Source organism: Microbacterium sp. NPDC090225 (assembly GCF_044772365.1).
In the GTDB taxonomy this organism is placed as follows: Bacteria; Actinomycetota; Actinomycetes; order Actinomycetales; family Microbacteriaceae; genus Microbacterium.
In genome coordinates, this window is the sequence record NZ_JBIVYS010000001.1 from 928,487 (window position 1) to 942,257 (window position 13,771).

At 70.1% G+C, this 13,771-nt stretch carries 12 protein-coding genes; 6 read left to right on the forward strand and 6 right to left on the reverse strand.

Going from position 1 to position 13,771, the window contains the following annotated elements:
* Positions 1-10: 10 nt before the first annotated feature.
* Both ACIQTT_RS04595 and ACIQTT_RS04600 read left to right on the forward strand, forming a co-directional pair.
* Entirely contained in the window at positions 11-934 is a 924-nt protein-coding gene (locus ACIQTT_RS04595; protein WP_402791094.1) for an AAA family ATPase, read from the forward strand.
* Positions 935-2,242, forward strand: a complete 1,308-nt coding sequence (locus ACIQTT_RS04600) for a DUF58 domain-containing protein (RefSeq protein WP_402786640.1) — start codon at positions 935-937, stop codon at positions 2,240-2,242.
* Between the two features lie 9 nt (positions 2,243-2,251).
* Here ACIQTT_RS04600 and ACIQTT_RS04605 read toward each other — a convergent pair whose 3' ends face one another.
* Entirely contained in the window at positions 2,252-3,244 is a 993-nt protein-coding gene (locus tag ACIQTT_RS04605; RefSeq protein ID WP_402791097.1) for a stage II sporulation protein M, read from the reverse strand.
* A 16-nt stretch (positions 3,245-3,260) separates the two neighbouring features.
* Between ACIQTT_RS04605 and ACIQTT_RS04610 the strand changes: the two genes are divergently transcribed.
* The gene (locus ACIQTT_RS04610; RefSeq protein WP_402786643.1) at positions 3,261-4,070 is read left to right on the forward strand and encodes an RDD family protein; all 810 of its coding nucleotides are present in this window, start codon (positions 3,261-3,263) and stop codon (positions 4,068-4,070) included.
* 3 nt (positions 4,071-4,073) lie between these two features.
* On the opposite strand, the gene ACIQTT_RS04615 is transcribed toward ACIQTT_RS04610, so the two are convergent.
* Positions 4,074-4,280 (reverse strand): DUF3499 family protein, encoded by a 207-nt coding sequence (locus ACIQTT_RS04615; protein WP_247622872.1) that lies wholly within the window; start codon positions 4,278-4,280, stop codon positions 4,074-4,076.
* Between the two features lie 79 nt (positions 4,281-4,359).
* Between ACIQTT_RS04615 and ACIQTT_RS04620 the strand changes: the two genes are divergently transcribed.
* Positions 4,360-4,788: a hypothetical protein gene (locus ACIQTT_RS04620; protein WP_402786648.1), complete on the forward strand. Its 429-nt coding sequence runs from the start codon at positions 4,360-4,362 to the stop codon at positions 4,786-4,788.
* 19 nt (positions 4,789-4,807) lie between these two features.
* On the opposite strand, the gene ACIQTT_RS04625 is transcribed toward ACIQTT_RS04620, so the two are convergent.
* From ACIQTT_RS04625 to manA, 4 genes are all read right to left on the reverse strand, one after another.
* The gene (locus ACIQTT_RS04625) at positions 4,808-6,190 is read right to left on the reverse strand and encodes a DUF5719 family protein (protein ID WP_402786651.1); all 1,383 of its coding nucleotides are present in this window, start codon (positions 6,188-6,190) and stop codon (positions 4,808-4,810) included.
* Positions 6,187-9,267 carry a glycosyltransferase family 2 protein gene (locus ACIQTT_RS04630; protein WP_402786654.1) on the reverse strand — a complete coding sequence of 1,027 codons (3,081 nt, stop codon included), beginning with the start codon at positions 9,265-9,267 and terminating at the stop codon, positions 6,187-6,189. Before ACIQTT_RS04630 ends, ACIQTT_RS04625 begins: the two co-directional genes overlap by 4 nt.
* A gap of 91 nt (positions 9,268-9,358) precedes the next feature.
* Entirely contained in the window at positions 9,359-9,676 is a 318-nt protein-coding gene (locus ACIQTT_RS04635; protein ID WP_402786657.1) for a WhiB family transcriptional regulator, read from the reverse strand.
* Between the two features lie 177 nt (positions 9,677-9,853).
* Entirely contained in the window at positions 9,854-10,978 is a 1,125-nt protein-coding gene (gene manA, locus ACIQTT_RS04640; protein ID WP_402786660.1) for a mannose-6-phosphate isomerase, class I, read from the reverse strand.
* A 69-nt stretch (positions 10,979-11,047) separates the two neighbouring features.
* Here manA and ACIQTT_RS04645 point away from each other — a divergent pair, with 69 nt between their 5' ends.
* Entirely contained in the window at positions 11,048-12,463 is a 1,416-nt protein-coding gene (locus ACIQTT_RS04645) for an O-antigen ligase family protein (protein ID WP_402786663.1), read from the forward strand.
* Positions 12,460-13,758, forward strand: coding sequence for an O-antigen ligase family protein (locus ACIQTT_RS04650; protein WP_402786666.1), 1,299 nt, complete (start codon positions 12,460-12,462; stop codon positions 13,756-13,758). Before ACIQTT_RS04645 ends, ACIQTT_RS04650 begins: the two co-directional genes overlap by 4 nt.
* The last annotated feature ends 13 nt before the right edge of the window (positions 13,759-13,771 follow it).

Consider the following 13,771-nt stretch of genomic DNA (forward strand, 5'->3'; position numbering starts at 1 on the left):
GCGCGGGGCGATGCACCGCGTGCGCAGCGAGGTCGACAAGGCCGTGGTCGGTCAGGCCGGCACGGTGACCGGCCTGCTGGTGTCGCTGCTCGCCCGAGGGCACGTGCTGCTCGAGGGCGTTCCGGGTGTGGCCAAGACCCTGGTCGTGCGCTCGTTCGCCCGGGCCCTCGGCCTCGACACCAAGCGCGTGCAGTTCACCCCCGACCTCATGCCCGGTGACGTGACCGGATCACTCGTGTACGACGCGCGCACGGGCGAGTTCGACTTCCGCGCAGGTCCCGTGTTCACGAACATCCTGCTGGCAGACGAGATCAACCGCACGCCCCCGAAGACGCAGGCGGCGCTGCTCGAGGCGATGGAGGAGCGGCAGGTGTCGGCCGACGGCACGAGCCGGGCCCTCCCCGACCCGTTCCTCGTCGCGGCGACCCAGAACCCCATCGAGCACGAGGGCACGTACTCGTTGCCCGAGGCTCAGCTCGACCGCTTCCTCATGAAGCTGGTGGTCGGGATGCCCGAGTGCGACGCGGAGGTGTCCGTGCTGCGCAAGCACGCCTCCGGATTCTCGCCGCGCGAGCTCACCGGAGTCGAAGCCGTCGTGACCGCCGAGGAGATCCGTGCGGCCCAAGCCGCAGCCGGACGCGTCGATGTCACCGACGACGTGCTCGGCTATGTCGTCGATCTGGCCCGTGCTACGCGCCAATCCCCGTCGGTCGAGCTGGGAGCGAGCCCGCGCGCCTCGACCGGCCTCCTCGCCGCGGCGAAGGCCTGGGCCTGGCTCAACGGTTCGACGGCAGTCACCCCCGACCACGTGCAGACGATGCTCGTGCCGGTCTGGCGGCATCGTCTGCAGCTGCGCCCGGACGCGCAGATGGAGGGCGTCTCGGCGGATGCCGTGCTGACCTCCGTCGTGCAGCAGACCCGGGTGCCGATCTAAGTGTTCGTCACGGGTCGCCTCGCGCTCGCCGTGGCTGCGGGCGTCGTGCCCCTGGTCATCGCCGGGCTCGCGGGTTTTCCGCCGTACGCGGTGCTCGGCGCGTGGCTGGGCGTGTGCGTCGTGCTGGTCGTCATCGACGTCGCCTTCGCCGCGAGCCCGCGCTCCGTGACCGTGAGCCGGCGCGTGCCCGCCCGTGCCCGCCTCGGCGAGGCCGTGCCGGTGAGCGTCGCCGTGCACAACCACGGCTCCCGGGAGCTGCACGCACTGCTTCGCGACGCCTGGCAGCCGACGGCCGGGGCGGGAACGGCACGGCAGGCCCTCGAGATCCCGAGCGGCGAACGCCGGCGGGTCGACATCCCGCTCCTCCCCCGCCGACGCGGCGAGCTGGTGAGCGAGTTCGTGGTGATCCGGTCACGCGGTCCCCTCGGTCTCGCCGGACGGCAGGCCGTGCACCGCGTGCGGGGAGCGATCCGCGTGCTCCCCGCCTTCTCCTCGCGCAAGCACCTCCCGTCCCGTCTCGCCCGCCTTCGCGAGCTCGACGGCAACACGAGCATCCAGGTGCGCGGTCAGGGAACCGAGTTCGATTCGCTGCGCGAGTACGTGCGCGGCGACGATGTGCGATCGATCGATTGGCGGGCGACCGCCCGCGCCGGCACCACGATGCTGCGCACGTGGCGACCGGAACGCGATCGGCACGTCGTCATCATCATCGATACCGGACGCACCGCTGCCGCCCGCGTGGGCGATGGAACACGAGCGGATGCCGCGCTCGAGGCCTCCCTTCTCCTCTCGGCTCTCGCGGCGCGCGCAGGCGACCACGTGCACCTGCTGATGTACGACCGTGTCGTGCGGGCGCGGGTGACGGGCGTCGAGGGCAACGCCCTCCTGCCCGCGCTGACCGATGCCATGGCCCCGGTGCACGCGCGCCTCGTCGACACCGACTGGCATGGTGCGTTCGCCGCCGTGCGTACGTTGACGACCCGTCCCTCGCTGATCGTCGTGCTCACCGCGCAGGATGCCGCGGAATCGGCTCGTGGATTCCTCGGCGCGTTCCCGGATGCCTCGCGGGCGACGTCGATCCTGGTCGGCTCCGTGACCGACGAGTCGATCGTCGAGCTCGCGCAGCAGCGCGGCTCGCGCGAGGAGGTCTACCTCGCGGCAGCCGCCGAACGCACCCTGCGCGATGCCGAGAACGTGGAGGATGCGATCCGTCGAGCGGGCGGTGAGGCGATCTCCGCCGACCCCGAGGATCTCCCACCCCGGATCGCCGACCGCTATCTCGAGCTCAAGGCCGCCGGCCGGCTCTGAGCGCCCGCGTCACCCCGCGAGAAGTCGCGGCGTGCCCGCTTCGTACTCGACGAGATCGCCCGTCTCACCGCGGCGATATGCGCGTCCGCCGACGACGAGCATGTAGATCAGGAACACGGCCAGCGCCGCTGCGCCGATGCCGATTTTGAGCGGCCACGGCAGAGCCCAGCCGGTCACGAAGCCCTCGACGAGGCCGGCGAGGAAGAGGGCGAAGACGAGTCCCAACGCCACCGTTGCGAGTGACCTGCCCTGGATCGCCAAGGACTCGGTGCGCGCGCGACGCCCTGGCGCGACCCACGACCAGAAAAGGTGGAGACCTGCCGCTGCGGCGACGAAGATGCACGTGAGCTCGAGCATTCCGTGCGGAAGGATGTACAGCAGCATGACGTCACCTTGGCCGTGCGCGATCATCACGGCACCGGACACACCCAGACCAAAAGCGTTCTGCACGATCATGTAGAGCGGCCAGATTCCCGTGACGCCGAAGAGCACGCATTGGAGCGCGATCCACGCGTTGTTCGTCCAGACCATCCCCATGAACACCGCAGCGGGATTCTCGGTGTAGTAGCCGGTGAAGGATTCGTCGGCGTACTGCTGCAGCGCGTCCGGGGTGCCGAGTGTGGCGATCAAAGCGGGATCGTTCGATATCCAGAAGGCGGTTCCCAGTGCGATCGCGACGAAGGAGACGGCGATGACGAGCGTCGTCCACCTGAGTCGGTAAAGTGCCGCCGGAAGCTGATCGACGAAGAACCGCGACGCCTGCGTCAAGATGCTGTCCGAAGCACCCGTGAGACGCATGCGGGCGCGCGCGAGGATCGTCGAGAGGTAGTTGCCCTGCGGAGAGTCCCCGACCGAGGTCTTGAGCTCAGCGAGGTCCGCCGATGCGGCGCGGTAACGCACAATGAGTTCGTCGACAGCCGCGCCGTCCAGCGAGGCGCGGCTGAGCTCATCCAGCCGCGCCCACTCGGCGCGGCGTGCATCGGTCAACGCATCGGCATCCACCTGATTTACTGTACTCATGTCCGTGCCGATCGATACGACCGACGAGATGCTCTCCGGAGAAGCCGTCGCCATCGATGTGCAGCCGGTCGGTTTCCTCTTCCGGGCGCTCGGATCCCTGATCGACATGCTGCTGGGTTATGGGGTCTTCATCCTGTGGCTGTTCCTGCGGGTCTGGCTCCTCGACGCGGGCATCTTGACGGAGGCAACGGACCGGATCGCAACCGTCGCGTCGCTCGTGGTGAGCTTCTTGATCCTCCCGTTGACGATGGAGATGCTGACGAAGGGTCGCAGCCTCGGCAAGTTCGCCGTCGGCGGGCGCATCGCCCGGCTCGACGGCGGAGCGACCGGATTCCGCCACGCGTTCATCCGCGCTCTTCTCGGAGTGCTCGAGATCTACATGACCTTCGGCGGCCTCGCCGTGCTCTCGGGCGCCCTCACCGCCCGATCCCAGCGCCTGGGAGATCTCGTCGCGGGCACCTACAGCCAGCGCGTACGCACGCCCACGCTGGCCCAGAACGTTCCGGCCATGCCCGGCGAGCTTCTCGGCTGGTCGCAGGTCGCCGACGTCGCGCGTCTCCCCGACCGTCTCGCCCGACGGATCTCGCAGTTCCTCGCCTCCGCGCACCAGCTCGTGCCCGGGGCCCGTGCACGTGTCGCGGACGAACTGCTCGCCGAGGCATCCGCCTTCGTCTCGCCCCTGCCGCAGGCTGCACCGGAGCGGGCACTGGTCGCGATCACGGTCATCCGGCGTGAACGCGAGCGACGCGCACTCACCGCCTCGGATGCCCGCGCCGAACGGCTCACCGGCCGGCGCGTCGGGGTCTGACGCTCAGGCGCGCAGCGCCTCGTGGCGCACGACGATCCACCCCGCAGGCACCGACAAGCGGTCAGCATGCTGCGCACAGAGATCGTGCGCATGCGGGTGACGCTCGAGTCCGAGCGGACCGAGCGCGGCCATCTGGTCGCCGTAGTCGTACGTGAGCGTGGCCACCGCTTCTCGCGCGCAGCCCACCTTCGAGCAGAGTCGTCCGTCCATCCGTGCCAGGCTACGGTCCGGTGCGTGTCCGACGGGGATGCCGCGCCGTCCGGCTCCGCACACGGCCTAGACTTTCGTCATGCCCCGACGACGCGCCACCCGCACCCCTGAAACGCCCCGGCGCGGCGCTCGGCACGGGCGCCACGGCCGTCTCGGCCGCAGCGAGGTCGTGCGGCCTCCCCTGGCTCCGCTCGATGGACGCCTCGACCGGTTCGACCTCTCGGTGGGAACCGCGGTCGAGTTCCTCCGCGGCACGTGGCCGGAGCTGCAGGACGTGCGGTTCGAGATCGGCGCGATGCCCGACTTCGAGTCGGGAGACGAGGTACCGCGCTGGTATCTCGACCGCACGCACGCGCGCATCGTGCTCTTCCGCCTGCCGATCGAGCGCCTGCTCCCGCCCGGGCACGACGACAATGCGCATCGACGGATGGCGATCGAGAGCGCTGTGTTCCGCGCCGCGGCGGAGTACGTCGGCCGCGAACCGTGGGACCTCGGACACGATCACTGACCGGAGCGCATCGACCGGACTACGGGTAGACGGTGATGCTCTTCTCCGCGCCCGCGCTGGGCTGCAGCGGCCAGGTCGCGAGCGCTCCCGCCCCGGCCAGGCTCACCGCCGCGCGAACCGCGTCGGAAGTGCTCAGGCGATAAACCGTGTCGCCGTTGAGCGTCGCCGCCACCGAGCTACCGGCGGGCACGACGACCTCGCGGGAGTTTCCGTTTCCGAGGTTCTCGAGCGTGATGGTCGCGTCGGCACCGTCCTCGTTCATCAGATACAGCGCCGGCGCGGGTCCGTTCGGCACGGCGAAGACGGCATCCGCTCCGATCTCCGGCGCCGGCGTCATCCAGGAGAAGTCCGCGCCCTTACCGAATCCGCTCTGCTGTCGGACTCCCGAGACCACCGGAGTATCGGCCTCGATCGACACCGAGTAGGACCCGGGCGTGAGCGCACTGAGCGACGCCTCCGCCGGGGTGTCGGCCACGAGATCCACCGTGAACTCCTCGACGATATCCGGTGAGCCGACGGCACGCACGGTCACGACCGCTCGTCCGTCCTCTCCCGCCGAGAGCATCCGGAGCACCGTCATGTCGGCATTGTCACCGTCGCCGTCGAACGACTGAACACCGACGATGACCGGATGCCGCTGCGGCCCCGCGACCGCTTCCTGCAGGTCGATACCCGCCGGGTCGAGCGTGCGGACGAACGAGGATTGCAGAACCGCCCGCACGGGCGCGCCTTCGGCCGTCACCTTGATCACGGGTGCCGTGTCGCCCGCCGCGATCGAGCTGAGCGGGAGGGCGACCTGCGTCATCGCCGGGATGATCACGGTGCGGTTGCTCCGCGACTCGCCGTAGGCCGACAGGGTCACGGTGGATGTCACGGCCGCCGCATTGGTGAGGGTCACGATGTCCTTGGTGCCGGTGGCGACGCTTCCGCCGACCAGCCAGGATTCCAGCCTGCTCTCGCCGCACGGCAGGGCGGCGAAGCCCGCCAGGTCCGTCGCCGACACCGAGATCGACTCGGTCGCGGCGATGAGTGGCGCGCTCCGGTCGACCACCTCTCCGGTGAATCGGTCGACCTCGGCGCCGCCGATGAGATCGGGGGCGGCGATCGGTGCGGATGCCGGAGCACCACCGGTGCCGTCCACGGTGACCGATGGTGACCCCGCCGAGCGCATGCTCAGCGGGTCGGAGGAGTCGCGACCGATCGCGCGGAAGTCGCCGTTGCACACGAGCATCGGCGCTCCGGGAAGCGGCGTGACCTCCACGTGCGCAGGCTCATGCGCGACCTCCGGCCACGGTGCGTGGATCGCCGTGACGACGCCGGTGACGCAGGCGACCGCGACCACGGCTCCCACGGCGACGCGCGCGCCGGTGGCGACCACTCGGAAGACTCGCGTGCGGCTCATCGCTGCTGCTCCTCGGTGTCGGGGTCTCCGGCGGGGTCGACGTCATCGACCGCATCCTCGGCGTTGACGGCATCCTCCACCGGCGGAGCGACATCTGCTCCACCCGACACCGCGTCGGGTGCGGCGGTCTCGCCGTCGGAGACTGTCGGCTCGTGGAGTGCATCGGCCGGCGTCTCGCCGACGATCGCGGCTTCGGCGAGCTCGTCGACGCCACCCGGCTCGACGATCGAGGCTTCCGCGAGCTCCTCGCGGTGCCGCGGGAGCACGAGCGGCTCCTCGGGGGCACGCCCGACAATGCGCGACTGCGCACGCGCCGTACGTCGCGACGAACGTGTCGGCAGAGCGAGGAGCAGGGCGGCGAACAGGAAGATCAGCTGCAGAGTGACGACGAGTCGCGCCTGATGCTCCTGCGCGTTCGTGAGGGTCGCCGGTTCGGCGACGTCGACGTCGACCCTCCAGAGCACGCCTCGATCCGTGGTGCCGGCGTGCACGAAACCGGCACGCTGATCGATCGCCGTGATCGCCGATGTCCGCATCGAGCGAGCCTGGTCGGCCTCGTCGCCCGGCACCTGCGCGACGAGCACGTAGCTGATCCCGTGCGCGGCGAGCTCACCGGGAGCGTCGAAATCACGTGCGGACAGCAGGTCGACCGAGAGTGCAGCGATGTCGGTGCCTCGCGGCTGTTCCGCCGTCGAGAGCAGCGTGGTCTGCGCACCCAGGGTCTCACTCGCCCCCCATACGACCTCGGCGGCGAGCCCGCCGTCGTTCTGCGGCGTGAGGACGAGTGTGCTGACCTGCTGGTCCCCGGCCGCCTGCGCCGCGACGTATGCGGGGAGCGTCGAGTCTGGTCCGTTGCGCAGAGCGGAGGCGTCGAGGTGGAGAGCCGTGAGCGCCGGCACCGCGCCGACCACCAGAGCCACCGCGGCGATGCCGGTCACAACCGTACGCAGTCGCGGCAACGTGACAGCGGTGTCGAGGGTGACGACCGCACCACCGACGATGCCGATCCACGCGAGCGAGAGCCCGGCACCCGGCCAGATGGCGACCGGAGTGCCCTGCGCGAAGCTCACCGTGATGCCGACGGCCAGGAACGCCGTGGCGAAGCCGGCGAGCGAGACGACGAGCAGGGTGATACCCGCACGCCAACGCGGCGCGACCGCCGCACCGAGTGCGAGGAGGGCGAGAGGCGCGCTGAACACGGCCGCCCAGGCGCCCAGCGGCGCGATCTGGAACTCCACCCACCCTGCGGCATCCGCAGTGGGATATCCCGTTGCGAGGGCGAGGCGTCCTGCGGCATCCGCCGCCGCCTGCGGGCCGGCCCAGATCGCCCCGGGATCGGCCAGGAGGGCGACGAGCGATCCGTCGACGAAGTGCGCGTACGCGAGCGGTGCGAAGAGTACGAGGGCCGGAATCGGGGTCCAGAGCAGACGAACGGCGCCGCGGAACTGGGCGGTTCCCAGGGTGATCCCGAGCCCGACGACCCACAGCACGAGGAGCGCGGGGACGAGTGACGGGGAGCATGCGCCGACCGCGGCGAACAGCAGCGATGCCGCTCCCGCCGCACCCCAGGACCGATGGGCGACCACCGCCGCGTGGAACAGCCAGGGCAGGAGGAGATGCACGAGAACGCCGGTCGGGCGGCCGTCGACGAGCGCGGTGAGGAACGTCGGCGCCAGAGCCCATCCGACTCCCGCGAAGATGCGGAGCCCCGCGCGATCCGTCACCCGCGTCGCGGCGAACCACCCACCGAGAACAGCGAGCGGCAGCGCGAGCACCCACAGGAGCACGAGGGCGAACGACGGCGATCCCGGCCAGAGCGAGCCGAGAACGGCGACCACGCCGGCGAAGGGGTCGGCCGGGCCGACGACCTCGAGGCCGAGTCCGCGGACTCCCCACACCGCATCCTGCCAGAGTCCCGCGACGGTCTGCCGGAGCGGCAGGAGGGCTCCGCCGCCGAGCGACGGCCAGGCGAGCAGGGAGGTGAACGACGCGACGCTCACGGCGAGGGCGGCCAGCACGGCCCACGCGCCACCGCCGCCGAAGAAGTGCAGTTCGCTGACGGCGCCGCCTTCGCTGCCGTGGCCGTCGTCGAGACGACGGCGGAGCTGCGATGCCGTCACGCGCAGGGGCGAGATGCTGGCCCACGACGAGGTGCGGAAAGATCGGATGGCGGCGCGCGAACGGGCGAGCGCTCCGAATCGGAGCATCGCGACCACGGCGGCGCCGAACTCGGGGAAGACCTCTTCGGGACGCTTGCCGACGAGGTGCGCGATCGAGCGCCACAGTGCGAGGGGCAGGAGCGCGATCCAGTGCAGCGGCACGACGATCGCCGGCGCATAGGCGAGGCGCCGATGCAGTTGCGCGAGACGGGTGACGTAGGCACGCCGGGAGCGGCCGCGCGGAAGGGATGCCGGGCCATCGGGCGAGACCGAGATCCGGGCGGTCGGCGCGAGAACCACACGTCCGCCCCCGAGTCGAGCGCGCACGCCCAGATCGAGGCCCTCATCGGCACCGGCGAGCGCCGGGTCGGGGCGGAGGGCATCGCGCACCTCGCTGCGGATCAGCATGCCGCGGATGTCCGCCGCGAGCGCCTCGTCGAGGCCGTCGTGCTGCCCCTGGTCGAGCTCACCGGCCGAGAGCTCGACCGAGCGACCGAGGCCGGTCATGCTCACGCCCAGGGAGACGATCTCTCGATCGTTGTCGGTCGCGACCAGCTTGGGAGCGGCGATCGCCGCGGACGGCGATCGCTCGAGCATCCCCACGAGTCGTTCCAGCGCCCGAGGATGCGGCGCGGTGTCGTGTGCGAGCAGCCATACGGCGCTGTTCTCCGCGACCCGGGGACGCGCGAGTTCGACGGCCTCGGCGAACGAGGTGGAGTGCCGGGCCTCGACGATCCCTTCGACCGTCTGCGCGACGGCCTCACTGGTACGAGCCGATGCGGCGTCGCCGCAGATCACGAGGGTGACGGCTTCGACCGGTGCGGTCTGCGATCTCAGCGCCTCGAGGGTGCGGAGCAGTTGCGCGCGGGCTGAGGATCCGGGGCGCGCGACGATGATGGCGTGAACTCGGGCTGGCATGACATCGTCAGCCTAAGCGCGGTGCGACGCGGGGGAAGGCAGCCGGTGCGGCGCGCCCGCGAAGGCTTCCCGAAGAAACCGTCGGACGGAATCAGCTGGCGCGACGCTTGAGCTTGCGACGCTCGCGCTCGGAAAGTCCGCCCCAGATGCCGAACCGCTCATCGTTGTTGAGCGCGTACTCGAGGCACTCTCCACGCACATCGCACGAGGTGCAGATGCGTTTAGCGTCTCGCGTCGATCCGCCCTTCTCGGGGAAGAACGCCTCGGGATCGGTCTGCGAGCACAGGGCGTCGGTCTGCCAGGCGAGAGCGTTCTCGTCGTCTGCTTCGACCTTGCGAACCCCGGGTACACCGAGGTTGACCGGGTCGACGAACCAGTTCTCCGGAACGTCGGATCGGTATCCCGTCATCTCGACCTCCAACCCCTCATATCGCGCCCCCCGCCGGGCCGTGCACCACTAATTACACCCGTGTCATTCGCTCCGGTCAAGTCGCGGATCGTAAACCCTCAATCCCGTCTTGAAGGTTCTTGACGGTATATCGGCGTGTCGCGCGTGGGAGGCGGACTCGGGTGGGGGCGTGACGCGTCAGTGCCCCGGCGACGCGATGAACACCTCGCCGACGCCGGACAGGCGCAGCTCGGTCTCGTCGTCCGACGCATAGGCGACGGCGCCGACGGGCAGATCGACCGCGGCATCCGCTCCTTCGACGCGGACCGCGCCGCTCGTCACGAGCACCATGGTCCGGCCGTCGACGGGTGTGCTCGCCGACGAGCCGTCGAGAACGATGCGGCGCAGTGCGAAGTCCGGGACCGGCACGTCGTAGGTCGTGATCGCCCCGTCCTCGGCAGGACGCAGCACCGGCACGACTCCCGGCGTGGTGTCGACGAGCGAGAGAAGCTCCGGCACGTCGATCCGCTTCGGCGTGAGCCCCCCACGGAGCACGTTGTCACTTGCAGCCATGATCTCGACGCCGAGGCCCGAGAGGTAGGCGTGCAGGAGCCCGGCGCGAAGGAAGACGCCCTCGCCCCGGCGGAGCACGACATGGTTCATCAGCAGCGCGACCACGACACCCGGGTCTCCGGGATAGGTGTCGGCGATCCGAGCGACCGCGCGCAGAGACTCGTTCCACTCCCCCGCGTCCTCCCGTGACGCAGCGACGACGGCGTCGATGATGCCGCGCACGGCTTCGCCGGCCGACCCGTCGAGCAGCCACTCGAGGGTGTCGCGAAGGACATCGCCCTCAGCGGAGAGACGCTCGCGGAGTGCGGCGACGTCGGCTGTCGGTGCGAGAGCGTCGATGAGCCGCAGCGTCTGCGCGACCGGACGCAGACCGCTGAGCGACTCGAATCGCTCGCTCAGCGCGACCAGCAGCTCGGGCTTGTGGTTCGCGTCGCGGTAGTTGCGCTGCGGGTCGTCGAGCGCGAGGTCGCTCTCGCGCTCCCACCCGTCCTTCGCCTGCGCCATGGTCGGGTGCACCTGGATCGACAGCGGCTGGGCGGCCGCGAGCAGCTTCAACAGGTAGGGAAGCGTTCCACCGGTGACCGCGTCGAGCGTGCCGCCGCCCACGACGTCCGCGGGGTCGCCCGGGTGATCCCCGAACCAGACCTCCGCCTCGGGGGCGCCGCTCGGCGCACGCCCTTCGAGCTCGGCGAGAAGGGTCTCAGATCCCCAGGCGTAGTCGCGGGGCGCATTGGTGAGGTGCAGCAGCATGCTCCCAGCGTAGAGCCGCGCCACGCCGCTCACAGACGCACCCGACCGCCTCGCGATACCCTGATCGCGATGGCCCAGTACACCCAGCATCCGGTGAGCGCCCCGCCGACCGCCCCCGAGCGGGAATCGACGGGGCATCTGCTGTTGCGCGGGTACGTAATCCTCACGCTCTTCGTCACGTTCGCGCACACTGCCGTCTACAACCTCCTCGGCATGCTCGGCGCGGCCGTCGTGCTCGTCGTGTTCACGCTGGCCACCGTCGCGATCGGCGTCCCGATGCTGGCGCGCAACCGCCCTCAGGCCTTCCGTTGGCGGCGCCTGCCGTGGACGGCACTCGCCTACACGACCCTCGCGCTCGTCTCGGTCGCGTGGTCGCAGTGGCGGGGGCCGACGCTGCTCACCTGGCTGCTCCTCGCCGCAGTGACCATCAACGGCCTGTTCGTCGCGCACGTGTTGACGTGGCACGAGATCGTGCGCGCGCTCTCGTCGACGTTCAAGTGGATCCTCGGGCTGTCGATCGCCCTCGAACTGTGGGTATCCCTGGTGATCCACGGCCCGTTGCTGCCGAACTTCGTCGTCATCCCCGAAGACGGGATCGACCCGCAGCTGTACTGGGTGCGCGACAATCTGTTCGACGGCGGCCGGCTCCAAGGAATCGTGGCCAATGCGAACATCCTCGCGATCATCTCCTTGTTCGCGATCCTCACCTTCGGGGTGCTGTTCGCCGCCCGCGCGCGCTGGCGGACAACGCTCGCGCTGTGGATGCTGCTCGCCGCGTTCTTCCTCGTGCGCACCGCCTCGACCACCGCTCTCATCTGCGCCGCGGCCGTATGTGTCGCGCTGGCGGTCGCCCTCCTCATGCGACGCGCTCGCACGCCCGGGGAGCGCACGCGCATCTACGTGATCGCGATCGGGGGCTCCGCAGTGCTCGCCGGCGCCGTCTGGTTGCTGCGGGAGCCGCTGCTCGGCCTGGTCGGCCGCAGCGCCGACCTGACCGGCCGTTCCGACAAGATCTGGACCGCGGTGCTCGAGCGCGCTGCCCGGCATCCGGTGTTCGGCAACGGCTTCTCGAGCCCCTGGATTCCCGAGGACCCCGCCTTCGACGGCTGGATCGTCGACCACGGTCTCACCGTCTTCCACGCGCACAACATGTGGCTCGACGTGCTCATGCAGCTCGGCGTCCTCGGCGTGATCCTGATGGGCATCTCCTACCTGAGCCTGCTCTGGCGGTCGTGGTTCTTCGCCGTCGACCGCCCGCGATGGGACCTCAACTCCGCGCGCAACTTCTCGCCGATCACGCTCCTGCCGATCCTGTTCACGATCGTGCTGCTGGTGCAGGGCCTCTCCGAGTCCACCCCGATCATGCTCTGGGGATGGATGCTGCTGGTGATGTTCACGTTCAAGCTCAAGTCGGTGCCCCTGATCGGCGTCGGTGAGCGCGAGCAGCTGTTCGACCGCGGCGCGCGCGCCCGGCGGATCCCGTGACGTCGACCACCCGGACGGTCCGGCTGCTCGGATCGGTCGAGATGGCCCGCGCGTTCACGCTCGCGGTGATCACCGCGGTCTTCGGATCGTTCGCCATCGAGCGGCTGACCTCGCGCGTGACGCTCGCGACGATCATCGCCGTGCTCTGCCTTCTGGGAGCGGCGATCCTGTGGGCGCGGCGCGAGGAGCTCTCCGCCCTGCGCCTGGCGCCGTTCTCGCTCTACGCCTTCCTCGGCTGGGCCCTGGTGAGCCTGGTGTGGACGACCGACCGCGGCGAGACGCTGCTGGGGTGGTCGTCGCTGTTCGGCTACGCGTTCCTCGCCCTCACCGTCGGGCATATCCGCGACACGCTGCAGACCGTCCGTGCCCTCGGCGATGCGCTGCGCGGGCTCCTCGCCGTCTCTCTCGTGCTCGAGATCCTCTCCGGCATCCTGCTCGACGTTCCGTTCGTCGCCCTGGGCATCCAGGGCAGCATCGCGGCCGGCGGCCCCGTCCAGGGCATCTTCGGCAGCCGGAACATGCTCGGCTTCGTCGCCGTGATCGCCCTCATCACCTTCGTGATCGAGTGGCGGACCCAGTCGGTGAATCGGGCCCTCGCCATTCCGTCGATCGCGCTCGCCGGCGCCCTCGCCGTCCTGTCCTCCTCCCCGACCGTGCTGGTGCTCGCCGTCGCGGTCGGGATCGTGACGGCGGCGCTGACACTGGTCCGGCACTCGCCCCCGGCACGGCGGAGCATCGTGCAATGGTCGCTCAGCGTGCTCGTCACCGCTGCCCTGGCGGTGGCCTTCGCCTTCCGCCACCAGATCATCGCGCTGCTCGATGCCGGTTCCGACTTCTCGATCCGCGCGACGCTGTGGAACACCATCCTGGACTTCGTCGCCCTCAAGCCCATCGAGGGGTGGGGCTGGTTCGGGTCCTGGGCACGGGGCGAGTACCCCTTCACGTACATCAACTTCTTGCTCGACGACCGTCATCAGAGCGCCCTCAACGCCTTCTTCGACGTCCTTCTCCAGCTCGGCACCGCCGGACTCGTCCTGTTCCTCCTGCTCGGAGGCGTCGCGCTCGTGCGGTCGTGGCTGGTCGCGAGCGTGAGACGTTCGGTCGTCTATGCGTGGACACCCATCACGCTGATCACCCTCGCCGTCGACTCGGTCTTCGAGAGCTTCACCCTGGTGGGAGCCGGATGGTTCCTTCTCGTGCTCTGCGCACTCCGCGCCGGGCAATCGCGCTCGTGGCGCGAGAACATCGATGCCGCGCAGACGGGGGTCATCCCGACGCTGCGCGCCCAGGGCTGAGCGAGCGCTCGAT